This is a genomic window from Pseudomonas sp. Irchel 3E19 (assembly GCF_900187585.1).
Taxonomy (GTDB): Bacteria; Pseudomonadota; Gammaproteobacteria; order Pseudomonadales; family Pseudomonadaceae; genus Aquipseudomonas; species Aquipseudomonas baetica.
Map to the genome: position 1 here is coordinate 1 of NZ_FYDT01000031.1, position 24,776 is coordinate 24,776.

The 24,776-nt window shown below is 59.7% G+C and carries 22 protein-coding genes; 9 read left to right on the top strand and 13 right to left on the bottom strand.

Annotated elements, in window-relative coordinates; translation table 11 throughout:
* Positions 1 to 302 precede the first annotated feature (302 nt).
* Genes CKW18_RS19070 through CKW18_RS19090 form a run of 5 tightly spaced genes read left to right on the top strand, consistent with a single transcriptional unit; the run spans position 303 to position 4,900 of the window.
* Positions 303 to 1,331: a DUF5924 family protein gene (locus CKW18_RS19070; protein ID WP_095190225.1), complete on the top strand. Its 1,029-nt coding sequence runs from the start codon at positions 303 to 305 to the stop codon at positions 1,329 to 1,331.
* 54 nt (positions 1,332 to 1,385) lie between these two features.
* Positions 1,386 to 2,534 carry an ABC transporter permease gene (locus CKW18_RS19075; protein WP_095190226.1) on the top strand — a complete coding sequence of 383 codons (1,149 nt, stop codon included), beginning with the start codon at positions 1,386 to 1,388 and terminating at the stop codon, positions 2,532 to 2,534.
* Positions 2,531 to 3,334: an ABC transporter ATP-binding protein gene (locus tag CKW18_RS19080; protein WP_095190227.1), complete on the top strand. Its 804-nt coding sequence runs from the start codon at positions 2,531 to 2,533 to the stop codon at positions 3,332 to 3,334. The genes CKW18_RS19075 and CKW18_RS19080 overlap by 4 nt, the downstream gene beginning before the upstream one ends.
* 1 nt (position 3,335) lies before the next feature.
* Positions 3,336 to 4,274, top strand: coding sequence for an MlaD family protein (locus CKW18_RS19085; protein ID WP_095190228.1), 939 nt, complete (start codon positions 3,336 to 3,338; stop codon positions 4,272 to 4,274).
* Positions 4,271 to 4,900, top strand: coding sequence for an ABC-type transport auxiliary lipoprotein family protein (locus tag CKW18_RS19090; protein WP_095190229.1), 630 nt, complete (start codon positions 4,271 to 4,273; stop codon positions 4,898 to 4,900). The genes CKW18_RS19085 and CKW18_RS19090 overlap by 4 nt, the downstream gene beginning before the upstream one ends.
* A gap of 118 nt (positions 4,901 to 5,018) precedes the next feature.
* Here the strand turns inward: CKW18_RS19090 and CKW18_RS19095 are convergent, their stop codons facing one another.
* From CKW18_RS19095 to CKW18_RS19115, 5 genes are all read right to left on the bottom strand, one after another.
* On the bottom strand, positions 5,019 to 6,248 hold the full coding sequence (locus CKW18_RS19095; RefSeq protein ID WP_095190230.1) for a nucleoside recognition domain-containing protein: 1,230 nt from the start codon (positions 6,246 to 6,248) through the stop codon (positions 5,019 to 5,021).
* A 248-nt stretch (positions 6,249 to 6,496) separates the two neighbouring features.
* A complete protein-coding gene (gltP, locus tag CKW18_RS19100) occupies positions 6,497 to 7,828 on the bottom strand; it encodes a glutamate/aspartate:proton symporter GltP (RefSeq protein WP_095190231.1) in 1,332 nt (443 codons plus the stop codon).
* A gap of 707 nt (positions 7,829 to 8,535) precedes the next feature.
* Positions 8,536 to 9,000 (bottom strand): inhibitor of vertebrate lysozyme family protein, encoded by a 465-nt coding sequence (locus CKW18_RS19105; protein ID WP_095190232.1) that lies wholly within the window; start codon positions 8,998 to 9,000, stop codon positions 8,536 to 8,538.
* 2 nt (positions 9,001 to 9,002) lie between these two features.
* A complete protein-coding gene (locus CKW18_RS19110; protein WP_003177151.1) occupies positions 9,003 to 9,167 on the bottom strand; it encodes a DUF1328 domain-containing protein in 165 nt (54 codons plus the stop codon).
* Positions 9,168 to 9,240: 73 nt separating this feature from the next.
* Complete coding sequence (locus CKW18_RS19115) at positions 9,241 to 9,525, bottom strand: hypothetical protein (protein WP_095190233.1); 285 nt, start codon at positions 9,523 to 9,525, stop codon at positions 9,241 to 9,243.
* A 429-nt stretch (positions 9,526 to 9,954) separates the two neighbouring features.
* Here CKW18_RS19115 and algB point away from each other — a divergent pair, with 429 nt between their 5' ends.
* Both algB and CKW18_RS19125 read left to right on the top strand, forming a co-directional pair.
* Positions 9,955 to 11,301 (top strand): sigma-54-dependent response regulator transcription factor AlgB, encoded by a 1,347-nt coding sequence (gene algB, locus CKW18_RS19120; RefSeq protein ID WP_095190234.1) that lies wholly within the window; start codon positions 9,955 to 9,957, stop codon positions 11,299 to 11,301.
* A 10-nt stretch (positions 11,302 to 11,311) separates the two neighbouring features.
* Positions 11,312 to 13,102, top strand: coding sequence for a KinB sensor domain-containing domain (locus CKW18_RS19125; protein WP_095190235.1), 1,791 nt, complete (start codon positions 11,312 to 11,314; stop codon positions 13,100 to 13,102).
* Here the strand turns inward: CKW18_RS19125 and CKW18_RS19130 are convergent.
* The 7 genes from CKW18_RS19130 to CKW18_RS19160 all read right to left on the bottom strand — a co-directional run bounded on the left by CKW18_RS19130 (position 13,099) and on the right by CKW18_RS19160 (position 20,409).
* Positions 13,099 to 14,712, bottom strand: a complete 1,614-nt coding sequence (locus CKW18_RS19130) for an EAL domain-containing protein (RefSeq protein WP_170947287.1) — start codon at positions 14,710 to 14,712, stop codon at positions 13,099 to 13,101. The two genes, CKW18_RS19125 and CKW18_RS19130, sit on opposite strands and share 4 nt — an antisense overlap.
* Positions 14,713 to 14,788: 76 nt before the next feature.
* Positions 14,789 to 15,571: an N-acetylmuramoyl-L-alanine amidase gene (locus CKW18_RS19135; protein ID WP_095190237.1), complete on the bottom strand. Its 783-nt coding sequence runs from the start codon at positions 15,569 to 15,571 to the stop codon at positions 14,789 to 14,791.
* A gap of 101 nt (positions 15,572 to 15,672) precedes the next feature.
* A complete protein-coding gene (locus tag CKW18_RS19140; protein ID WP_095190238.1) occupies positions 15,673 to 17,763 on the bottom strand; it encodes a GGDEF domain-containing protein in 2,091 nt (696 codons plus the stop codon).
* Positions 17,760 to 18,638, bottom strand: coding sequence for an endonuclease/exonuclease/phosphatase family protein (locus tag CKW18_RS19145; RefSeq protein WP_095190239.1), 879 nt, complete (start codon positions 18,636 to 18,638; stop codon positions 17,760 to 17,762). The genes CKW18_RS19140 and CKW18_RS19145 overlap by 4 nt, the downstream gene beginning before the upstream one ends.
* A 14-nt stretch (positions 18,639 to 18,652) precedes the next feature.
* On the bottom strand, positions 18,653 to 19,294 hold the full coding sequence (locus CKW18_RS19150; RefSeq protein WP_095190240.1) for a thiol:disulfide interchange protein DsbA/DsbL: 642 nt from the start codon (positions 19,292 to 19,294) through the stop codon (positions 18,653 to 18,655).
* A 200-nt stretch (positions 19,295 to 19,494) separates the two neighbouring features.
* A complete protein-coding gene (locus CKW18_RS19155) occupies positions 19,495 to 20,106 on the bottom strand; it encodes a cytochrome c (protein ID WP_095190241.1) in 612 nt (203 codons plus the stop codon).
* 45 nt (positions 20,107 to 20,151) lie between these two features.
* Positions 20,152 to 20,409: a cytochrome c5 family protein gene (locus tag CKW18_RS19160; RefSeq protein ID WP_095190297.1), complete on the bottom strand. Its 258-nt coding sequence runs from the start codon at positions 20,407 to 20,409 to the stop codon at positions 20,152 to 20,154.
* A gap of 217 nt (positions 20,410 to 20,626) precedes the next feature.
* Between CKW18_RS19160 and yihA the strand changes: the two genes are divergently transcribed.
* On the top strand, positions 20,627 to 21,283 hold the full coding sequence (gene yihA, locus CKW18_RS19165; protein ID WP_095190242.1) for a ribosome biogenesis GTP-binding protein YihA/YsxC: 657 nt from the start codon (positions 20,627 to 20,629) through the stop codon (positions 21,281 to 21,283).
* A gap of 281 nt (positions 21,284 to 21,564) precedes the next feature.
* On the opposite strand, the gene polA is transcribed toward yihA, so the two are convergent.
* A complete protein-coding gene (gene polA, locus CKW18_RS19170; protein ID WP_095190243.1) occupies positions 21,565 to 24,369 on the bottom strand; it encodes a DNA polymerase I in 2,805 nt (934 codons plus the stop codon).
* 74 nt (positions 24,370 to 24,443) lie between these two features.
* On the opposite strand from polA, the gene CKW18_RS19175 reads away from it, so the two are divergent.
* Complete coding sequence (locus tag CKW18_RS19175; RefSeq protein ID WP_095190244.1) at positions 24,444 to 24,734, top strand: DUF2782 domain-containing protein; 291 nt, start codon at positions 24,444 to 24,446, stop codon at positions 24,732 to 24,734.
* The last annotated feature ends 42 nt before the right edge of the window (positions 24,735 to 24,776 follow it).

Consider the following 24,776-nt stretch of genomic DNA (forward strand, 5'->3'; position numbering starts at 1 on the left):
AGATGCATTCTTTATCGGCGCTTGGGTGAAAGGAGGAGGGGCGAAATCTCCCACGGTCTGTGCTGCGTCAACAGTCAGAATCGAGCCTTGTCCCTCCTCCTCCCTTCAAGTCCTACCATACAAGCGAGCCTGCTCGCGAAGACGGATTGCCAGTCGGCAACAATGTCGGCTGACCCACCGCCTTCGCGAGCAGGCTCGCTCCCACAGGTGAGTGGTGAATTTACTGACCGGCAGCCTCGCCACACCGCCCCGCCGGCGGTACTCTGTCGAGGTTTTTTCCTACGACTGTTGTGAACCGCCAAATGCCAAAAATACCCCAGATCATCCAGCGCATTCTCGAACTGATGAAGCGCTATCCCGGGGTCATTGCGCTTGGCGGTTTCATCTCCGGGGTCGGCAGTTTCATCCTGGTCGACCGGCAACAGGGGCTGGCGAGCTGGATCACCACGATCATGCTGCTGAGCTGGATCTGGCTGATGCTGGAAAACAGCCTGACCAAGCTGTTCACACGGATCTTCAAACGGGAAATCCCCCAGCCGCTGCTGCGTTACGCGACGCAGATGATCCATCAGGAAAGCCTGTTTTTTGTCCTGCCGTTCTTCTTCATCACCACCACCTGGAACAGTGGCCAACTGATTTTCACTGGCCTGCTGTGCATCGCCGCACTGATCTCGATTGTCGACCCGCTCTATTACAAATGGCTGGCGCCACGACGCTGGGCGTTTCTCGCGTTGCACACCCTGACCCTGTTCGCCGCCCTGCTCACCGCGCTGCCGGTGATCATGCACCTGACCACCTCGCAGAGTTTCAAATGGGCGCTGGGCACCGCCGTGGTGTTGTCGTTCCCGAGCCTGGCGTCGATCTTCCCGATCCGCACTGTGCGTAACGCGCTGGCGATTCTGTGCATCACGGTGGGCATCGGCGGCGTCGGCTGGGTGCTGCGTTCGTGGGTGCCGCCGGCGACGCTGTGGATGACCGACGTGGCAATCAGCACCCAGTTGCAGGATCGCACCCCTGGTGCCAGCCTCGAGGAGGTCAGTGCCGAGCAGATCCGTAACGGCGGGCTGTACGCCTACACCGCAATCAACGCGCCGCGCGGCCTCGATGAGCGGATTTATCACGTCTGGCAGTTCGACGGCAAAGAGGTCGATCGCATCGCCCTCGACATCCATGGCGGGCGCAAGGAAGGCTACCGGGCGTGGACGCACAAGCAGAATTTCCCCGGCAACCCGGCGGGCAAGTGGCAGGTGCGGGTGCTGACCGAGGATGGCCAGGTGATCGGCGTGCTGCGCTTTGAAGTGACGGACAGCACAGCGGTCAAAGAAAAGTAATCCGGTTCGTGCTATTACGTATGCCTGCGTAAACAGCCAAAAAGCACGGAGCTTATGATCAGCAGTTCAATGACAGGCAGTGCCCAGTTGGACACGTCGATCACCCCTGCCCGCCTGCGGGTCAGCGGGGACTGGACGCTCGCCCATTACGCCGAGCTCAAACGCCTGAGCGAAAAGCTCCACGGCCAATACGACGCCAGCACGCCGATTGATCTGAATGGCCTCGGCGCCCTCGACACCGCCGGCGCGTCGTTGCTGGTGGAACTGCTCGGCTCCGAACGCCTCGGCAAATCCGCCGAACATCCCGATTGCACCTTGTCCTCCGCCGACCGCGCGTTGCTGCAAACCGTGTATCAGTCGTTGACCGATTTCTGCGTGCCAATCAAGGAGCCGGAAGTCAGCGTCAGCGTGCAACTGCTGACGCGCATCGGCCGCGCCGTCGACACGATCTGGCAAGACACCCTGCAGCTCCTCGGCTTCGTCGGCCTGATTCTGGAAACCATCGCCCGTAACCTGTTGCGGCCCAAGCGCTGGCGCATCACGCCGATGATCGCCCACATTGAGCAGACGGGCCTCGACGCCGCGCCCATCGTGGCCTTGCTGACCTTTCTGGTCGGCGCGGTGGTGGCGTTTCTCGGCGCGACGGTGCTGGCCAGTTTCGGCGCGACGATTTTTACCGTGGACCTGGTGGGCTTCTCGTTCCTGCGTGAGTTCGGCGTGTTGCTGACGGCGATCCTGATGGCCGGCCGTACCGCCAGTGCGTTCACCGCGCAGATCGGCTCGATGAAGGCCAACGAAGAAATCGACGCGATCCGCACCCTTGGCCTCGACCCCATGGAGCTGCTGGTGGTGCCAAGGGTGCTGGCGATGTTGGTGGCGCTGCCGATGCTGACGTTTCTGGCGATGCTCTCGGGGATCGTCGGCGGTGGCGTGGTCTGCGCGGTGTCGCTGGATATCTCGCCGGCAATGTTCCTGTCGCTGCTGCAGTCGGATATCGGCATTCAGCATTTTCTGGTCGGGCTGGTGAAAGCGCCGATCTTCGCCTTCCTGATCGCGGCGATTGGTTGTCTGGAAGGCTTCAAGGTCAGCGGCAGCGCTGAATCGGTCGGCGCCCACACCACCTCCGCCGTGGTGCAGTCGATTTTTGTGGTGATCGTGCTCGACGCGGTGGCCGCGCTGTTTTTCATGGAGATGGGCTGGTGAGTCGTCTACCCCGCGCGCCCGCCGAGGCGGTGATCGAAGTCCGTGGCCTGTGCAATCGCTTTGGCAGCCAGAGCGTGCACGAGAACCTCGATCTGGATTTGTACAAAGGCGAAATCCTCGCCGTGGTCGGCGGTTCCGGCAGCGGCAAATCGGTGCTGTTGCGCAGCATCGTCGGCCTGCGCCGGCCCAGCGAAGGCAGCGTCAAAGTGTTCGGCCAGAATCTGCCGAGCCTGTCCGAGCACGAGCGCTCACTGGTCGAACGGCGCTTTGGCGTATTGTTCCAGAAAGGCGCGCTGTTTTCGTCGCTGACCGTGACCGAAAACGTCGCCCTGCCGCTGATCGAACACGCCGGCCTGAGCCGCCACGATGCCGAGCATCTGGCCGCGGTCAAACTGGCGCTGGCCGGGTTGCCGCTGTCGGCGGCGGACAAATACCCGTCGTCGTTGTCCGGGGGCATGATCAAACGCGCCGCGCTGGCGCGGGCCTTGGCGCTGGATCCGGACATTCTGTTTCTTGACGAACCCACTGCCGGCCTCGATCCGATTGGCGCGGCGCAGTTCGATCAACTGATCCTGACCCTGCGCGACGCGCTGGGCCTGAGCGTGTTTCTGGTGACCCACGACCTCGACACGCTCTACACCATCACCGATCGCGTGGCGGTGCTGGCGCAGAAGAAAGTGTTGGTCGCAGGTCCCATCGATGTCGTTTCGGAAACTGATGACGCGTGGATTCACGAATACTTCCACGGCCCGCGCGGCCGCTCGGCGCTGGACGCCGCCAAATCGCTTAACGAGGTCTGACATGGAAACCCGAGCGCATCATGTATTGATTGGCCTGTTCACCGTGATTGTGGTGGCCGGCGCCCTGCTCTTCGGTCTGTTCCTGGCCAAGTCCAGCGTCGACACCGAGTTCAAGGATTACGAGATTGTCTTCAGCGAGGCGGTCAGTGGCCTGTCCAAGGGCAGCCCGGTGCAGTACAGCGGGATCAAGGTCGGTGATGTGATCAACCTGCGCCTTGATCCCAAAGACCCTCGGCGCGTGCTGGCGCGGATTCGACTGGCCGGCGACACGCCGGTCAAGGAAGACACCCAGGCCAAACTGGCGCTGGCCGGGATCACCGGGACGTCGATCATCCAGCTCAGCGGCGGCACGCCGCAAAGCCCGAAGTTGCGTGGCCATGACGGCAACCTGCCGACCATCGTCGCCTCGCCCTCGCCTATTTCGCGGTTGCTCAATGACTCCAACGATTTGATGACCGGCATTACCGCACTGCTGCAGAACGCCAACCAAATGTTCTCCGCCGAGAACGTCGAGCGCGTGAGCAAAACCCTCGCCCATCTGGAGCAGACCACCGGCACCATCAACGATCAGCGCGGCGACATCAAACAGGCCATGCAGCAACTGGCGACGGTCGGCAAACAGGCTGGCAGCATGCTCGAACAGACCTCGTTGCTGATGCGCAACGCCAACGGCTTGATCAACGATCAGGGCAAGCAGGCGTTGGGCAGTGCCGAACAGGCCATGAAGTCGCTGGAACAGAGCAGCGCGACCATTAACGGCCTGCTGAGCAAGAACCAGAACTCCCTCGACAACGGCATGCAGGGCCTCAATGGCCTCGCCCCGGCGATCCGCGAACTGCGCGAAACCCTGACCTCGCTGCGTGCCATTTCCCAACGCCTGGAGGCCAACCCCAGCGGTTACCTGCTGGGCAGTGACAAGAACAAGGAGTTCACGCCATGAAGCTGACTCGCCTCGCCCTCTTCGCCGCCGGCTTCACTGTGCTCAGCGCCTGCTCGATCTTGCCCAAATCGGAGCGATCGGACGTTTATCGCTTGCCGAGTGCGCAAGCACCCGCCTCGGCCAGTTCGGCGGCCACTCAGCCTTGGTCGCTGCGCCTGAACAAGTTGCAGGCCAGCGAAGCGTTGAACCGGCCGAGCATTGCGGTGATTCCACAGGGCGATGTGATCAGCAGCTACAAGGCTTCGCGCTGGAGCGATCCGGCGCCGGTGTTGCTGCGTAATCGGTTGCTGGACGGCTTTGCGCGTGATGGCCGGGTGACGTTGCTCAGTACCGACGACAGCAACTTTGCTGCGGATTTGGAGTTGGGCGGGAATCTGCAGGCGTTCCAGACGGAATATCAGGGCAATCAGGCCAGCGTCGTAGTGCGCGTTGATGCGCTCTTGGTACGTGGTTATGACCAGCGGATTCTCGCCAGTCGCCGCTTTGAAGAGCGCCAGCCATTGAGCGATGTTCAGGTGCCGGCGGTGGTGGCCGGGTTTGGCCAGGCCAGCGATCGCCTGACCGCGAAGGTTGTGGCCTGGGCGGTAGAACAAGGCCAAAAACTCTCCCCGCAACCCCGACCTTAAGTCCTACACAAAACCCTGTGGGAGCGGGCTTGCTCGCGAATGCGGTGTGTCATTCAGCACTGATGTTGACTGATAAACCGCATTCGCGAGCAAGCCCGCTCCCACATTGGATCTGTGGTTAGCCGAAGAACCAGTAGCACACACCAATCGCGCCAATCACGCCCGCCAACTCGGCCAACAACGCACAACCCACCGCATGCCGCGCCCGCTGAATCCCCACTGCGCCGAAATACACCGCCAACACATAGAACGTGGTTTCGGTACTGCCCTGCACTGTCGCGGCGACCAATGCCGGGAAGCTGTCGACGCCGGACGTCTGCATGGTTTCAATCAACATCGCCCGGGCGGCGCTGCCGGAGAACGGTTTGACCATCGCGGTCGGCAGCGCATCGACAAATCGTGTATCCCAACCGGCCCACTCGACCAGGTGGCGAATGCCTTCGAGGCCGAAGTCCAATGCCCCTGATGCACGCAAGACGCCAACCGCACAGAGCATCGCCACCAGATACGGCAGCAGGTTTTTGGCGACGTCGAAACCTTCCTTCGCGCCTTCGACGAAGGCCTCGTAAACCTTCACCTTGCGCAAGGCGCCGATCAGTAGAAACAGCATGATCAGTCCGAACAGCGTGAGGTTGCCGAGGATCGACGACAGCCCCGCCAGCGCCGTGGCCGACATTGTCGCCAGCAGCGCCATGAACCCCCCGAGCATCAGCGCGCCGGGAATCAGGTAGGCCAGCACCACCGGATCCCAGATCCGCAGGCGCTGCATGAATGCCACCGAGAGAAAGCCGACGATGGTCGAGCAACTGGTCGCCAGCAGGATCGGCAGGAATACCAGGGTCGGATCCGGCGCGCCTTGCTGGGCGCGGTACATGAAAATCGTCACCGGCAGCAGGGTCAGGGACGACGCGTTGAGCACCAGGAACAGGATTTGTGCGTTGCTGGCGATGGTGGCGCTGGGGTTGAGTTCCTGCAACGCCTTCATGGCTTTCAGGCCGATAGGTGTCGCGGCGTTGTCCAGGCCCAGGCCATTGGCGGCGAAGTTCAGGGTGATCAGGCCAAGGGCCGGGTGACCGGGTGGGACTTCCGGCATCAGCCGCAGAAACAGCGGCCCCAATACCTTGGCCAGCCATTCGACGATGCCGGCCTTCTCGGCAATACGTAAAAAGCCCAGCCACAGGGTCAGAGTGCCGAACAGCAGCACCATGACCTCGACCGAGAGCTTGGCCATGGCAAAAATGCTTTCCACCATCGCCGCGAAGATCCCGGCGTTACCGCCGACCAGCCACTGCACCAGCGCAGATATTGCTGCCACAACGAAGAAGCCAAGCCACAGGCCATTAAGCATCAGTCAAATCCCCCGGAAGATGCGGCGAATGATAGCGGGGTCGCCAGAAACGACAAACCCCGGATTTCTCCGGGGTTCGTGTGTACATCACTTGCGGGGACAATGAATGCTTGGCTCTGACTCAAATCCCCGGTGGGAGCGGGCTTGCTCGCGAAGTCGTCCTGTCAGAAACATCTGTGCTGACTGACACTCCGCATTCGTGAGCAAGCCCACCCCCACAAGAAGCCAATCCCCACAATGTTCAGCAATCAGTTCTTGGAAATCTCGCCAGCCGGCAGTTTTTCCTTGCTGCGCCAGTGCGGCAGGGAGTTCCAGTAGCGCTCGCCCTTGGCATCGTCGTACATGCCTTCCCAGCGCGCGATAACCAGCACGGCCAGGGCGTTGCCGATCACGTTCAGTGCCGTACGGGCCATGTCCATGATGCGGTCGACACCGGCGATGAACGCCAGACCTTCCAGCGGAATACCGACGCTGCCCAAGGTGGCCAGCAGCACCACGAAGGACACGCCCGGTACGCCGGCGATGCCTTTGGAGGTGACCATCAGGGTCAGCACCAGCAGCAGTTGCTGGCTGATCGACAGGTCGATGCCGTACAGCTGGGCAATGAAGATCGCCGCGATGGACTGGTACAGGGTCGAACCGTCGAGGTTGAACGAGTAGCCGGTCGGTACCACGAAGCTGCAAATGGCTTTCGGCGCGCCGTAGGCTTCCATCTTCTCGATCACGCGCGGCAGCACGGTTTCCGACGAGGCAGTGGAGTAGGCCAGCACCAGCTCATCCTTGAAGATGCGCATCAGCTTGAGTACCGAGAAGCCGAACAGCTTGGCAATCAGGCCCAGTACGACGAAGGCGAAAAAGGCGATGGCGACGTAAACCAGGATCACCAGTTTGGCCAGCGGCAGCAGGGAGGCGAAGCCGAAGTTGGCGACGGTCACCGCGATCAGTGCGAATACGCCGATCGGGGCGTAGTTCATGATCATGTGGGTGACTTTGAACATGCTTTCCGAAACGCCCTGGAACATCTTCACCAGCGGTTCGCGCAGGTCCGACTGCAGGCTCGACAGGCCGAGACCGAACAGTACGGAGAAGAAGATGATCGGCAGCATTTCGCCGCGAGCCATGGCCGCGAAGATGTTCGACGGGATCAGGTTGAGGATGGTCTCGATGAACGCGTGTTCATGCTGTACTTCGGCGGCGGTCGCCTGGTACTTGGAGATATCCACCGTGCCCAGGGTGCTCATGTCGATGCCGGTGCCCGGATGGAACAGGTTGGCCAACAGCAGGCCGACAACGATGGCGATGGTGGTGACGATTTCGAAATAGATGATCGTCTTCAGGCCGATACGCCCCAGCTTCTTGGCGTCGCCCACGCCGGCAATGCCGACGATCAGAGAGGAGATGACGATCGGGATCACGATCATCTTGATCAGACGGATAAAGATATCGCCTGCCGGTTGCAGGACGTTGCTGATCCACCAGGCCTTTTCGGCACTGAAGTGGTTGAGCAACGCACCAATTGCAATCCCTAAAACCAGACCGATGAGGATCTGCCAGGCGAGGCTGATTTTTGCCTTCTTCATTATCTTTACCCTTACTTGCGTTTGACTCAGGCACATGCAGGAACTGGAACGCTTTTTAGCGGAAAAGTCTGTGCATCTGCCTCCGTATAAGGTGCCCCGAAGCGCGTATTTACGGCTCTTCGGCAGGCGAAAAAAGGCGCAACTATTCCGATGCAAGGTTGCGCCGTCTAATGCCGTAAACGCCTACCCTATGCCGAATCGGCATGAGCTTTTTTAAATGAAACTGGCGTCCCAACCGGTTCGATTGTGACATTTCAGCCGGCATAAGTGCCGTGAACCGGCCATTTCAGCGTAGGTTGGTTATTTTTTGAACGAGAATTTTCGTCGGAAAATTTGAGAAAAAGCCTACATCTGGAGACTAGAAGTCCTACTGTTTAAACGGTCTCTTTCTCGATATACGGTCGCCAGGAAACACCGCGTAATGTTTTCGCGCGCAGTGTGGGCGATAAAAAAGATGAGCTGGACGCTCTGGATCAATGTTTTGTGTTGCTCAAAGCTCAGCGCAAGTCCGTCGAACCACAGTGGGCCGGCGAACTTGCGACGCAGCTTTTACCCTGACCCGGCCCTCGCGCAGGCACTCCCTGTACCCGTAGGTCACTCCGACCCTGTAACAGTCAGAACGTCCCGGCCCCTTGGTCATGCGCCGACCTTTATCGGGCGGGCGCAATAGAGGGCAGCGGGGCGCTGCCCTGATGTTCGAACTTGTATCAGTACCAGTTCGGATCTTTTTTCAGTGTTTCCATCAAAAGATCCTGCATGCCCTGATCGGGTTTGCCGAGGAAGCGGTAGGTGGCATGCCGCGTTGGCGACTTGTCGGCCGGCAATCCTTCGGGGACATCGACGAGCATGGCGTAAGCATCTTTCTTGTCGAAGCTGAAGGCGACGATCAAGCGGTGGTTCAGGCATTTGTCTGCGCTTTCGCAGAGTGGGCCGACCAGATACTTGTCGCCGTCTTCAGTCACGGCATTCATTTGTTGGTCAGGCGTCCCGGACAGGTTCATCACCCATTCCGGCAGGCGCTCTTCCTTCTTCACCACGCCTTCCCAGGTTTCCCTGTATTGCGGATCGGAACTCAGCAGTTCGTTGACCCGCGTCTGGCCATCGTTGGCCGCCATCGCCATGGCACTACCGCCCAGAAGCAGGGCGGCTGCCAGAGTCTTTAACGCACTCATCGTTAACCTCGGCCGCGACGGCCAAAGAAGAAGGAAGCGATGAACATCACCAGGAACACGACAAAGAGAATCTTGGCGATACCCGTGGCGGTGCCCGCGATACCACCGAAGCCCAATACTGCAGCAATGATGGCAATGATCAAGAATGTAATTGCCCAGCTCAACATGGTGATTCTCCTTACTTCTTTATTTAGGGGTGTTACGTTTTTCGACGCATAGCGCCTGAATCTGTTCAATCAATTAAAAAACCCAGCGTTCTTCACGTGGCATTTGATCCAGTGGTTGCGCCTGATCGACATCCATCATGCGCATGGAGACGCTCTCGGCCTGGCTGTTGCTAACCGCGCTGAAGTGCTTTTGCGTGCTGTGCTGGATCGAGATCAGCGGCTCAGGCTTCTGGCTGTTTTCCCAGCTCAGGTATTGCTGGCAAGCGATCAGGGTGATCAACAGCGCAAGTACGCCGAACAGGCCTTGCTGGATATGCAGTGGCGAGATACGCACTTGGGCGGCACGTTGGCGAGTCATCCTGGGTTCCTCACTCTCTTATTCGGTTGGGGCAGTTCTGATCTGCCCGGGATGAATGAGGTATTGCAGCCTGCATGCCAGTTTTTTATTTGAAAAATATTCAATAAAATCAAATAGTTACAATATGGTAAAAAATAATTCGCGACGCATCCTGCACGATGGGTCATCTCCGATCGTGCGCAATGCACGATTATTTCGTAGGAGATTTCATTCTTATGGAATTGAGAGCAGGGCGCGGATGTCAGAAATGTACGCAGGGAATGCCCTGCAAATCGGCGATTGTTTAAAAAATCAACAAAATCAGTGAATTAGCCGTTAAGGCAGGAGAGAGCTACCCTCCTATGGCTGGCATCGTTCAGAATCAACCATGCAACTTGCCCGATTTTTCCGGGACTAACCCAAGACCAATCACTATGGAGCGTAGGAAAAATGGAATCTGCCACTGAGCACCAAGGCCGCATTCTGCTGGTGGATGATGAATCCGCCATCCTGCGAACCTTCCGTTACTGCCTCGAAGACGAGGGCTATACGGTGGCCACCGCCAACAGTGCGGCTCAGGCCGACGCATTGTTGCAACGGCAGGTGTTCGATCTTTGCTTTCTGGATCTGCGTCTGGGCGAAGACAACGGCCTCGATGTCCTGGCGCAAATGCGCATTCAGGCGCCATGGATGCGCGTGGTGATCGTCACCGCGCATTCGGCGGTCGATACCGCCGTAGATGCGATCCAGGCCGGCGCCGCCGACTATCTGGTCAAACCGTGCAGCCCGGATCAGTTGCGTCTGGCGACTGCCAAACAACTGGAAGTACGTCAGCTCTCGGCGCGTCTTGAAGCCCTCGAAGGTGAGATCCGCAAGCCGAAGGACGGCCTCGATTCCCATAGCCCCGCGATGAAAGTGGTGCTGGAAACTGCGCGGCAAGTGGCGGGCACCGACGCCAACATCCTTATTCTGGGTGAGTCCGGCACCGGTAAAGGTGAACTGGCCCGGGCAATTCACGGCTGGAGCAAGCGCGAGAAAAAATCCTGCGTGACCATCAACTGCCCGTCGCTGACCGCTGAACTGATGGAAAGCGAATTGTTCGGTCACAGTCGCGGTGCGTTCACCGGTGCCAGCGAAAGTACCTTGGGTCGCGTCAATCAGGCCGACGGCGGCACGCTGTTTCTCGACGAGATCGGCGATTTTCCCCTGACATTGCAACCCAAGTTGTTGCGCTTCATTCAGGACAAGGAATACGAACGGGTAGGGGATCCGGTCACCCGCCGCGCCGATGTGCGTATTCTGGCGGCGACCAACCTCAATCTTGAGGACATGGTGCGCGACGGTCGTTTCCGTGAAGACCTGTTGTATCGCCTGAACGTCATCACCTTGCACTTGCCGCCGTTGCGCGAGCGCAGCGAAGACATCCTGACTCTGGCCGATCGCTTTCTTGCCCGCTTCGTCAAAGAGTACGCGCGTCCGGCGCGCGGCTTCAGCGACGAGGCCCGCGAGGCGCTGCTGGGCTATCGCTGGCCGGGTAACATCCGCGAACTGCGCAACGTGGTTGAAAGGGCGAGCATCATCTGCCCGCAGGAGCGCGTGGAAATCAGTCACCTCGGCATGGCCGAACAACCGGCCAACAACGCCCCTCGAGTCGGTGCGGCACTGAGCCTGGATGAGCTGGAAAAGGCCCATATTGGCGCAGTTCTGGCCACCGCCGGCACCTTGGATCAAGCGGCAAAAACCCTGGGCATCGACGCCTCGACCCTGTATCGCAAGCGCAAGCAGTACAACCTGTGAGTGCCCGACGATGAAACTGGCTATGAAGTTGCGGACCCGGTTGTTCCTGAGTATTTCCGCACTGATCACGGTGGCCTTGCTCGGGCTGTTGCTCGGGTTGGTCAGTGTGATGCAGATGGCCGGAACCCAGGAAGATCGGGTACGCAGCAACTTCGCCACCCTTGATCTGGGTCTCAAGCTGCGGCAGACGCTGGGTGATCAACTGATCATCATGCTGGCGGAAAAGCCTGATCCGGTCGCGTTCGAAGCGTCTAAACAGCATTACTTCCAGTTACTCGACGAAGGCATCGCGCAGGAACAGGCGGGTGATGGTCGACTGTACGGTTTCAGTCGGGCCAAGGCGGATTACCTGAGCTTCCTGAATGCGTTCGATCTGTCCCATGATCCGGCCAAGACGATGATGAGCAATGCGCAATTCCGCGAGCGCTTCAATACTCTGCGCAACGGGTTGATCGCCGAGCACAAGCATGCGCTGGACAACATCAACGCAGTTCAGCGTGATACGCGCGACCGGGCGCTGCTGATCGCCGGCCTGCTTGGACTGGTGGGGTTGGCGGTGTTGATCATCGGGTTTGTCACGGCCCAAGGCATTGCCCGGCGTTTTGGCGCACCGATCGAGGCGCTTGCGCGGGCGGCGGACAATATCGGCCAAGGCAATTTTGAAGTGACGCTGCCGATTTCTTCGGCGATGGAAATGAACCTGCTGACCAAGCGTTTCGGGCTGATGGCCGAAGCGCTGCGCGAGCATCAGGCGACCAACGTCGATGAGCTGCTGGCCGGGCAGCAACGCTTGCAGGCCGTGCTCGACAGCATCGACGACGGCCTGCTGATGATTGATCGTCAGGGCCATCTGGAACACCTCAACCCGGTCGCGCAGCGCCAGCTGGGTTGGGAAGATGATCGTCTCGGCCAAGGCCTTGGCTGCGCGCTCGGGCGGCCGGAACTGGATGCGCAACTGCAACTGGTGTTGCGCGGCGGCACTCTGGAGCGGGCGCCGGAGGATTTGAGCATCGAAGTCGACGGCGAATCACGCCTGCTGACTTACAGCCTGACCCCGGTCAGCCACACCCAGGGGCATATCCTTGGCGCGGTGATGGTGCTGCACGACGTCACCGAACAGCGAGCCTTCGAACGGGTCCGCAGCGAGTTCGTGCTACGGGCCTCCCATGAGCTGCGCACGCCGGTCACCGGCATGCACATGGCGTTCGGCCTGTTCCGTGAGCGGGCGAAGTTTCCAGCGGACTCCCGCGAGGCCGACTTGCTCGACACCGTGAACGAAGAAATGCAGCGCCTGATGCAGCTGATCAACGACTTGCTCAACTTTTCACGTTACCAAAACGGCTTGCAGAAGCTGACACTGGCGCCGTGTTCCATCGAGGACTTACTGGAGCAGGCACAATCGCGCTTTGCCGATGCGGCGGCCGAGAAGGGCATCGCCTTGACGGTAGAAGTGCAGGGGTCGCTACCGCGTTTGCAGGCGGACCAGGCGCAATTGGAGCGGGTGCTCGACAACCTGATCGATAACGCCTTGCGTCATACCGCCCGCGACGGCCAGATCCGCTTGCAGGCGCGTCGCCATGGCGAGCGCGTGATCATCAGCGTCGAAGACAACGGCGAAGGCATTGCTTATGGCCAGCAAGGGCGGATTTTCGAGCCGTTTGTGCAGGTCGGACGCAAGAAGGGCGGCGCGGGGCTTGGCTTGGCACTGTGCAAAGAAATCGTCCAGCTGCATGGTGGGCGGATGGGTGTTTATTCGCGGCCGGGGCAGGGGACGCAGTTTTATATGGCGCTTGCCGTTTAGGCCTCGTCATCCATGCGTCGCCCTGCGAGGCGGCGCCCGCGAGTAATCAGCTCAATGAACTGCACCGCGCTCAGGGCATGGGCGAACAGCCAGCCCTGGCCGAATTTCACGCCTTCACTGCTGAGCAGGACGGCTTGCGACTCAAGCTCGATCCCTTCGGCAATCACCTTCAAGTCCAATGCTTGCGCCATGTGAATGATGTGCGGCGCGACGCCACTGCTGGCGGCGTCATGGCCGAGGGCGTCGATGAATGCCTTGTCGATTTTCAGGCAGTCCACCGGCAGCGTTTGCAGGTAAGCGAGGCTGCAATAGCCGGTTCCGAAATCGTCGATAAGTACCTGATGGCCGACATCGCGCAAGGCTTGCAGGTTTTCCCGCGCCACCACCACATCAATCAATCCGCGTTCAGTGACTTCAAAGGCAATCTGCCGCGCCGCGACCCGGTGCAGGGTCAGCAGTCGTGCCATGACCTGGCCGATGCGCGGCACCATCACGTCGCAGGCAGCCAGGTTGACCGAGATATATAGCTGCGGGTTGGCGCGCAGCACCGGTCCCAACTGCTCCAGCAGGCGCTGAAGAACGAAGTCGGTCATCTGCCGGATCAGCCCGGTGTTTTCCGCCAGCGGAATAAACAGATCAGGGCTGGTCAGCGTGCCGTCCGGACGGCGCCAGCGCAGCAGGGCCTCGGCACCTACACAGTTGCGAGTGTCGAGGTCGAAGATCGGTTGATAGAGCACCTGCAACTCGCCACGGCGGATGGCACCGTGCAGTTCGGTGTCCAGTGACTGACGCTGGCGCACCAGCAAAAACACGAAGAAGCCGACGAACGCGCCAAGCAACAGACAGGCGGGCACCATCCACCACCAGATAGCCGGGATGTGCATGCCGGTACGCGGTGTGATCAGCACCAGTTGATATTCCGGGTTGTCGGTGGGCATCCGGTAGATCAGTCGGGTCTGGGTGACTTGCAGGGCATCGCGGCTTTTTGGGGGCCAGTGCTCGCGGGGTGGCCATGTCTGCGCCATGCCGAGCACTGGAATCGCTCGGGTGCCATGATCCAACACCACCAGCAGGCTGCTGCCGGGCGACAGGTCGACCATGTCGGTCAAATGCCCGCGCGAGGTGGCCACGCGAAAATTGCCGCGACCGAGCATCAGTGCGGCGCGGTTTTCGTCGGGTTCGGTGGTGGTGTTCAGCCAATAGCTGTAGGTCGGGCCTTTGATATCCGGCGCGCGAACAACCGACAGGCCTTCCTGACGCGGACGGTTGGAGCAGATCCGTGAAGCGTCCATGTAGGCGGCTTCGTAGACAAAGCGATAGTTGAAGGTGACTTGCTGCAGCGTGGCGATCATTTCGTCATCGCAACTGCGCAGCGGCTGGGCTTCGAGGTCGTCGAGACTTTCGCGCAACTGGCCGAACAATTGTTCAAGGCGGGCGAGGAAACGCTCACCTTGGGCGTTCATGACCTGACTTTCACTTTGCTCGACCTGACGCATCGCGAAAAACATTGCGCCAGCGATCAGCAGGCTTGCACTGAGGACAGCCGTGATCATCGCCAAAAACAAGGGGCGATAAAACCAGCTACGCAGCGTCGCTCGGGTAGCAACCATCATGGAATATCCGAAGAATTACCAATGAGTTATAGCTGCTGATTACAAAATCGCCCTGACCGTCGGGCGGGCGTCATTATTTTGTCTGATTGAGCACCAGCAACAACGCCGCCGTTTGCGCATCTGGCGTGCCGTCGAAGCGGGTCGGGCGAAAGTGCATCTGGAATGCCGCAAGGACATGGCGCGTGGCGACGTCCAGCTCGCCGGTCTGCGGTGTGTCATAGCCCAGGTGCGACAACTGCGCCTGGAACCAGCCGATGCTCGGTAGTTCACCGCTGTCGAACAGCGCTTGCTGGCGAGCCACGGCTTGCTCGTTGGGCCAGACACCCAAGCCTTCAGCGGCGAGACGCTTCCACGGGAACAACGGGCCCGGATCAAGCTTGCGCAATGGAGCGATGTCGCTGTGACCGATGATGTGCCGTGGGCTGATGCCGTTGCGCTTGCTGATGTCCTTGAGCAGGACGATCAGCGCCTGAATCTGCGCTTCGCTGTAGGGATACCAGAGGCGCCCGGTCGGGGTGTCCTTGAAACCGGGGTTGACGATTTCGATGCCGATCGAGCTGGAGTTCAACCAGGTGCGGCCCTGCCACTGGCTTTCGCCGGCGTGCCAGGCGCGCTGGTTTTCATCCATCAGCTTGTAAACGGTGGCGCTTTTGTCGTCGCCGATCAGGTAATGGCTGCTGACTTCGCCATGGGTCAGTAGCTGCAGCGAACGCTCCAGCGAAGTCGAGGTGTAATGCACGACCACGAACTGGATACGGCTGTCGTAATTGGCTGAAGGATGGCTGGTGTCATAACGCGGACCGCTGGCGCAACCGGCCAGAACGAGAAGAGACGCGAGGAAGGCAAAGAATTTCATGGCAGAAGGCAGTACGCAAAAGACAATAATGCAACAGTGTAACGTACTGCCTTGCGTCGAGACGGTCAGCGTGTGGATTTAAACAAAATGGAACAATTTGCTCAGCCCAGTTCAACCCGATTGCGTCCTGCGTTTTTAGCCCTGTACAGCGCCTGATCAGCTCTTTTAAGCACCAGATCGCTGTGTTCTCCCGCCTTGAACGATGCCAGGCCCATGGAAATGGTGATCGTCACCCGCTCGCCCTTGAAGTGGAACGGGCACGCCTCGATCGCCGCGCGCAGGGTTTCCAGCAGCTTCGCGCCGACCGCTGGCGGGGTGGCCGGCAATAGCAGAACGAACTCTTCGCCGCCGAAACGGGCAATGAAATCGGAACCGCGCAGGCGTTTGCGCAGCACGGTGGCGATGATCTTCAGCACCTTGTCGCCGGCCAGGTGGCCGTAGTTGTCATTAATGCGTTTGAAGTGATCAAGGTCGAGCATTGCCAAGCTCAAGGTGTTGCCGTGTTGCTGCCATTGCTTGATTTCATGCTCAAGGCGTTCACTCCACGCTGCGCGGTTGGGCAGGCCGGTGAGCGGGTCGATCAGGGCTTTCTGGCGTTGTTCTTCAAGGTGCTCGCGGAAGCCCTGGGCTTCTTGCTCCATGTGCGCCACGCGCTCGGACAGGCCTTTGAGGCGCGCCGCCACCTCCTGCTCACGGGCATCGCGTTGCTTCTGGTGTTGATCCATGGTGCCGAGCAAGCCTTCCAGATGGTTCTCCAGCACTTGCTTGAGATCGTCCAGATCCGCCGCTTCCTGCACGCTGGTCTGCAAACCGTCGACTTGCTCACGGATCTGCGTGTCCATGGCCCGCGCTGCCGAGCTGTTGTCGGCGTGGCCTTCGCTGGCGGCTTGCAGGTTGCTCTGGAACGCTTCAAGACGTTCGTTGAGCTGTTGCAAGTAGGCTTCGAATTCGTGCTGGCCGCTGTCGGTGATGGCCAGCATCAATGTGGCGAGATCGTCGAGGATCGGAATCAGTTCGTACCAGTTCAAACCATGTTTGAGCCGGTCGCGCATTGCCTCGGCTTGTGGACGGTGGCGCTCGGGCAGGGTCAGGTCGTCGAGCAGGCCGATCAACGTGTCTTCGATGTGTTTGGCCACGGAGCTGTAGGACGGCTCCGGGGAATCCGGCAAGGCGAAGAGGATGTCTTGCTCGGATTGCTCCGGGTCGATGGCGGCCAATGCCTGAGCGATGGGTTCGGGCAGTGGCAGGCTGTCGAGGAGCAGCGGTGCTGGGTCGCCGGGGTGAATCAATTCGTCGGGATTGAAGGTGACGGGTGTGTCTGGTGTCGGAGCAGGAACGGGAGCGATAACGTTTTCAGGCTCTGGCGTGAAAGCTTCCACTTCAGTCGCCGTGGTCGCTTCAGAAGCGACGGTTGGCGGAACAAAGGCAACCACTTCCGGTTCCGGCTGAGCGGGGGCCGCAGGCGCCTCTACTGCTGCGATTGGCGCAGATTCCTTGATAACAGGATTGGCCATTGCCGGTTCAGCGACGACGGCGGGGGCGACCTGCACCGGCTCGGATTCAGGCGCAGCAGCGATGTGCGGCTGTTCGACAACGGCAACGTGCTCGCGCACAGCAGGTGTAGGTGTAGGTGTAGGTGTAGGTGTAGGTGTAGGTGCCTCCTCGTTATCACGGCTACCAAACAGGCGCTGCAATAACCCCGGACGCCCCGGTTCTGGCGGTGTCTCCAACTGACTCAGGGCCTTGCCCTGCAAACTGCTGAGTTCACTCAACAGCAGCGGCATTTCCCGTGCCTGACCGACCCGCCCATCCAGTTGTTTGGCGAACTTCTTCAGCGGCTGGGCGACTTCCCGCGGCAGTGGCAACGCCTGCAACTGCGTCACCAGGGAAGTCAGTGCGCTGCTGACCTGATCGATTCGAGTCTCGCGACGCTGCTCGGAGTCGAGCACGGCTTTTTCCAGACGTGGCAACAGGGCGGCGAGCCCGGCGTCCATATCGTCGGTGCGCACCACGTCGCGCATCTCTTTCATGCATTGATCAACGACTTTGTCGGTGCCTTCGGCCGCCAAGGTGCTACGCACCAGGCCTCGACGCAGCAAGTCGAGACGCGCGTCCCATCGACGCTCCAGCTTTTCCTGTTGTTCGATACTTTTGAGGTACTTCTCTTTCCAGCGCTGGGCGTCGTCGCTCATTCAGGGGTTCCGCGAGGGGCAGGACTCAACGCGGGCAATGCATCGGCCGTGAGCGAACCCGGCAGACGAATCTCTACCGCGACCGGCAGGTGATCGGAAATGGGTTGTGCCAGCACTTCGACCTTTTCCAGGGTCAGGGTCGGGCTGAGCAAAATATGATCAAGGCAACGCTGAGGACGCCAGCTGGGGAATGTCGCTTCCACCTGCGGGGCCAGCAGACCGAGATCGCGTAACGGTGAATGTTGTAGCAGATCGCTGGCATGGGTGTTCATGTCGCCCATCAATATCTGATGTTTATAGCCACCGATCAGATCGCGAATATAGGCCAGTTGCAGGCTGCGAGTTCTCGCGCCAAGGGCCAGATGCATCATCACCACCACCAGTGCTTCCGGACCTTCGCCGAAGCGCAGCAGGATCGCGCCGCGACCTTTCGGGCCGGGCAGCGGGTGATCCTCGATCGCCCACGGCTTGAGACGACTGAGCACGCCATTGCTGTGCTGGGCCAGTCGGCCGAGGTTGCGATTGAGTTGTTGATACCAGTAGGGGAAGGCGCCGAGGTGGGCCAAGTGTTCGACTTGATTGACGTAGCCTGAGCGCAGGCTACCGCCGTCGGCTTCCTGCAAGGCGACCAGGTCGAAGTCGCCGAGCAGGTCACCAATTTTTTGCAGGTTGCCCGAGCGCCCGTTGTGCGGCAGCAGATGCTGCCAGCTGCGGGTCAGGTAATGCCGATAGCGCTCGGTGCTGATACCGACCTGGATATTGAAACTGAGCAAGCGCAGACGCTGATCCGCTGGCAGGCCTGTGGACGCCAGGTGATGCTCGTTGACCTGCGGATCATGCAGGCCAACGATGCGTTCGGTCTTCCAGCGACGCATGGCGGTTGCCGCGCTTAGTTGGCAGCGGCCTTGTTGGTCGCTCGCTCTTTGGCAACCAGTTGGTCAGCCAGTTGCAGAGCCTGTTCTGCACCGCCGGCGGAGCCGATGTCGAAGCGGTATTTACCGTTGACGATCATGGTTGGAACGCCAGTGATTTCATACTTCTTGGCCAGTTCACGAGCCTTGACGATCTGGCCTTTGATGGCGAAAGAGTCAAAGGTGGCGAGGAACTTGTCTTTGTCCACGCCTTGGGTGGCGAGGAAGTCAGCCATGTCGTTCTTGTCGGTCAGCTTCTTGTGTTGTTTCTGGATCGCTTCAAACACGGCGCTGTGAACCTTGTGTTCGACACCCATTGCTTCCAGCGTCAGGAACATCTGGCCGTGAGCGTCCCATGGGCCGCCGAACATGGCTGGAATACGCACGAAGTTGACGTCGGACGGCAGTTTTTCAACCCACGGATTGATCACTGGCTCAAACGAGTAGCAGTGCGGGCAGCCATACCAGAACAACTCGACCACTTCGATCTTGCCAGGCACTGCAACCGGTACCGGGTTGGTCAATTCCACGTAAGGAGCGGCAGGGGCTTCGGCGGCTTGAGCGGTCACGCCGAACAGGCTGGCAGCGACGAGGGCGGCGCTGATGATCAGATTACGCATGCTTTACTCCTGGACAATTTTGGTCGCCTCGCGCGACCTGTTTTCAGACAGGTCCTGGCGGGCATGAGTTCTGTAGTGTAACGGCAGCGGCCACAAAAAAGGGCGGCCAAAGCCACCCTTTTTATACTTGCTGCGACGGATTAATCGAGCGTTAACATTGCCGGCGCTTTACCGCACGCGCCACGCTCGATCCGTCGGTCTTAGTGCAGGCCTTGAATGTAGCTGGAGACCGCGGCGATGTCTTCGTCGCTCAGGCGTTTGGCGATGGTCTGCATGGTCATCGTGTCGCCGTCGTTGGTGCGTCCGCCTTCTTCCTTGCGGAAGTCGGTCAACTGCTTGGCGATGTACGAGGCGTGTTGGCCACCCAGATGCGGGAAGCCGGCAGCGGCGTTACCGGCACCGTTCGGCGAATGGCAACCGGTGCAGGCGGGCAGGCCCTTGGCCAGATTGCCGCCTCGGAACAGCGCTTCACCGCGCGCGACGAGCTTGGGATCGGCTGCGCCAACGGAGCCTTTCTGGCTGGCGAAGTACGCGGCCATGTCGGCCAGATCCTGATCGCTCAGGTTGGTCAGCAGGCCGGTCATTTCCAGAACGACACGTTTGCCCGACTTGATGTCGTGCAGTTGCTTGGTCAGGTAGCGTTCACCCTGGCCGGCCAGTTTTGGAAAGTTTGGCGCCATGCTGTTGCCGTCCGGGCCATGGCAGGCTCCGCAAACGGCGACTTTTGCCTGGCCTGCTGCGGCATCACCTGCAGCATGGGCGAAACCTGAGATTCCCACGGTCAACAGCAGACTCACGATCAATTTGTTCATCAGCTAATCCAACTACGGCTAAGGGTTAAGAGTTATGGACCGGGTTTACTCGCTCATCCAAAGGATGATGGCCTGGTAATCCTCGGCACTGCAGTCCATGCACAAACCACGCGGCGGCATCGCCTTGAAACCCTGGGTCACGTGTTGCACCAGCGTCTCCATACCTTTCGCCAACCTCGGCGTCCAGGCTGCCTGATCGCCTCTTTTGGGCGCCAAGGGCAGTTGGCCGGAATGACAGGCACTACAAACACGGTTGTACACGGCTTCCGGATCCTGTGTAGCCTGTGCGCTGTAAAGCGGCATCAAGAGTCCGGCAGCCAGCAGCCATTGAAACGACCTTTTCAGGGTTGAGAGCGTTCTGCGTTCTAATGCGCAATCAAGGTCCGTCGCTCTCGTGTACTTCATCCTACGCTGGGACAAAGCACACACAAAATCTGCGGCATTATATACTGGCGTCACTGAAACGGAAGCGACACCGCGTTCCGCGCCCAATCCCGGCGCCGCCCACATCGGAAATCCCATGCAACTCAAGAATCCCATCCTCGGCCTGTGCCAACAGTCCACGTTCATGCTCAGTGCCGCCAAAGTCGATCAATGCCCTGACGACGAAGGCTTCGAAGTGGCGTTTGCCGGGCGTTCCAACGCCGGCAAATCCAGCGCCCTGAACACCCTGACTCACGCCAGCCTGGCGCGCACCTCGAAAACCCCGGGTCGCACACAGCTGTTGAACTTCTTCAAGCTAGACGATGATCGGCGTCTGGTCGACCTGCCGGGCTACGGTTATGCAAAAGTACCGATCCCGCTGAAGATGCACTGGCAGCGTCACCTTGAGGCTTACCTCGGTGGCCGTGAGAGTTTGAAGGGTTTGATTCTGATGATGGACATCCGTCATCCAATGACCGACTTCGACCTGCTGATGCTCGACTGGGCCGTTGCCGCCGGTATGCCGATGCACATTCTGCTGACCAAGGCCGACAAGCTGACTTATGGCGCAGCCAAGAACACGCTGCTCAAGGTGCAGTCGGAAATTCGCAAAGGTTGGGGCGATCTTGTGACGATCCAGCTATTTTCCGCGCCGAAACGCATGGGCCTGGAAGAGGCCTACACTGTACTGGCAAGCTGGATGGAACTGGCTGACAAGGGCTCGGAATTGCTTGGAGAACTGCCTGCTGAGTAAATCGCGGGCAAAAAAAGCCCCGGATTTCATTGGGGAGGGAGAAATTCCGGGGTTTAAGTTCCGAACCGCTAGGGCGGGGTTCAGATATCTGCCAACACTTAACACAACATAGGAGCATCGAAGGGCTTCACCAGCCATTCAGTAACTCTGAGTAGTGGTCTGCCAGATTAGTTCAGATTTTTTTCAAAAAGCTTTGGAATAGTCCCAAGCGCTTTTCGAAATAAGCAGGTTTACCGGCGCTGCCGCGACGTTGTGTCGCGGCAAGACCATCGTCAAATGGCTCAGTGAGCCTCATCCCAATTGTTGCCCACACCCACTTCGACCAGCAACGGCACATCCAGCTTCGCCGCTTCGCTCATGTGCAGACGAATCTCGCTGCTGACCTGCTCGACCAGATCCTCGCGAACCTCCAGTACCAGTTCATCGTGTACCTGCAGAATGACTTTGGCGTCCAGCCCGGAAGTCGCGAGCCAGTTGTCCACCGCCACCATGGCTTTCTTGATGATGTCCGCGGCCGTTCCCTGCATCGGCGCGTTGATCGCCGTGCGTTCGGCGGCGGCGCGCTCCTGCGGCTTGTTCGAGTTGATTTCCGGCAGGTACAGGCGACGCCCGAAAAACGTTTCCACGTAACCTTGGTCTGCCGCCTGCGCACGGGTGCGATCCATGTACTCGCGAACGCCCGGGTAACGAGCGAAGTAGGTGTCGATGTAGGCTTTAGCGGTCTTGGTGTCGACGCCAATGTCCTTGCCCAGCTTCTGCGCGCCCATGCCGTAGATCAGGCCGAAGTTGATCGCCTTGGCGCCACGGCGCTGGTCGGAAGTCACTTCGTTGAGTTCGACCTTGAACACTTCGGCAGCGGTGGCAGTGTGGACGTCGAGGTTATTGCGGAAGGCGTTCATCAAGCCTTCGTCCTTGGACAGGTGCGCCATGATCCGCAGTTCGATCTGCGAATAGTCCGCCGCCAGCAGTTTGTAGCCTTTTGGCGCAACGAATGCCTGACGGATGCGCCGGCCTTCAGCGGTGCGTACCGGAATGTTCTGCAGGTTCGGATCGCTGGAGGACAACCGACCGGTGGATGCCACAGCCTGATGGTAAGACGTGTGGATACGCCCGGTTCGCGGGTTGATCTGCTCCGGCAGGCGATCGGTGTAAGTGCTTTTCAGCTTGCTCATCGAACGGTGCTCCATCAGCACTTTCGGCAAGCGGTGATCATCTTCTGCCAGTTTCGCCAAGACTTCTTCAGCGGTGGACGGTTGGCCCTTGGCGGTTTTTTTCAGAACCGGCAGGCCGAGTTTCTCGTAGAGAATCACGCCGAGCTGCTTGGGTGAGCCAAGGTTGAATTCTTCCCCGGCGATCTCGAACGCTTCGCGCTCCAGCGCGACCATCTTGTTGCCCAGTTCGATGCTCTGGATGCCAAGCAACTCGGCATCGACGAAGGCGCCTTGGCGCTCGATGCGCGCGAGCACCGGTACCAGCGGGATTTCGATGTCGGTCAGCACGCTGGCCAGGCTCGGGATCGCGCTGAGTTTTTCGAACAGGGTCTGATGCAGACGCAAGGTGATGTCGGCGTCTTCGGCGGCATACGGCCCGGCCTGTTCCAAGGCAATCTGGTCGAAAGTCAGCTGCTTGGCACCTTTGCCGGCGATGTCCTGGAAGCTCACGGTGGTGTGATCCAGGTACTTCTGCGCGAGGCTGTCCATGTCATGGCGGGTGGCGGTGGAGTTGAGCACGTAGGACTCAAGCATCGTGTCGAAGGCAATGCCGCGCACAGTGATGCCTTCGTTCTGGTCGCCACCAATGGCGCAGTTGGCCAGGATGTTCATGTCAAACTTGGCATGCTGGCCGACCTTGAGTTTGGTCGGGTCTTCCAGAATCGGTTTCAGTGCGCGCAGCACGGTATCGCGATCCAGTTGCTCAGGCACGCCGATGTAAGAGTGGGTCAGCGGGATATACGCCGCTTCGTTGGCCTGCACGGCGAACGACAGGCCGACCAGTTGCGCCTGTTGCGCGTCGATGCCGGTGGTTTCGGTGTCGAAGGCGAACAGCTTGGCGTTGTTGAGTTTTTCCAGCCAGACATCGAACCGCGCCTGATCGAGGATGGTTTCATAGGCGGCTTCAGCGGGGGCGGCTGGCGCTTGGGCTTCCGGCGCGCTGAACAGGTCGCCTGCGGGTTCAGGCGTGGCGGCAGCGCTCAGTTCCAGACGTTTGGCGTCGCGATCCAGATCGTTGATCCAGCTTTTGAATTCGAGCAGGGAGTACAGCTCGTAGAGCTTGGCCGGGTCTTCCGCGCCCATTTGCAGATCGTCGAGCTCGACGTCCAGCGGCACGTCGACCTTGATGGTCGCCAGTTGATAGGAGAGGAACGCCATCTCCTTGTGTTCTTCGAGCTTGGCCGGCAGGGTCTTGGCGCCGCGAATCGGCAGGGTCGGGACGATGTCGAGATTCGCGTACAGCTCGGTGAGGCCGCCGTTGACGCCGACCAGCAGGCCGGACGCGGTCTTCGGGCCGATACCCGGAACGCCTGGAATGTTGTCGGAAGAGTCGCCCATCAGCGCCAGATAATCGATGATCTGCTCCGGAGCGACGCCGAATTTCTCCTTCACGCCCTCCACGTCCATCGAGCTACCGGACATGGTGTTGACCAAGGTAATGTGGCCGTCGACCAGTTGCGCCATGTCCTTGTCGCCCGTGGAGATGATCACCGGGCGATCCGCCGCTGCGCTGCTGCGCGCCAGAGTGCCGATCACGTCGTCAGCCTCGACGCCTTCCACGCACAAGAGCGGGAAGCCGAGGGCGATCACGCTCTGGTGCAGCGGTTCGATCTGCACGCGCATGTCGTCGGGCATGCTCGGGCGGTTGGCCTTGTATTCGGCGTACATCTCATCGCGAAATGTCCCGCCCTTGGCGTCGAACACCACGGCGAACGGGCTGTCCGGGTACTGCTTGCGCAGACTCTTGAGCATATTCAGCACGCCCTTGACCGCGCCGGTCGGCAGGCCTTTGGAGGTGGTCAAAGGAGGCAGGGCGTGGAAAGCGCGGTACAGGTAAGACGAACCGTCCACCAGGACGAGGGGGGCTTGGCTCATGAGCAGAATCAACCTTTTCGGCGGGCCCGGCGCTAGAATAGCGGGACCGTTGACGACAAAGGGACAAGGTTATCATGCGTACGTTAAATCGCTTGCTGCTGGTCGGTCTGATTGCTGCCTCACCCCTGGTCGCGATGGCGGCGGATGATGCGCCGTCAGCGGATCCGGAAGTTACCATTCGCACGGAAGGCGACAAGACCATTCAGGAGTACCGGCAAAACGGTTTCCTGTATGCGATCAAGGTCACGGTAAAGGGCGCCCCGCCTTATTTTCTGGTGCGTGCCGACGGGACGGATGCAAATTTCATCCGTTCGGATCAGCCGGATATGCTGATTCCGTCGTGGAAGATTTTCGAATGGAAGTAGTCTCTTAATTTTAATCGGCGCCGCTTTGATAGCGGCGCCCGA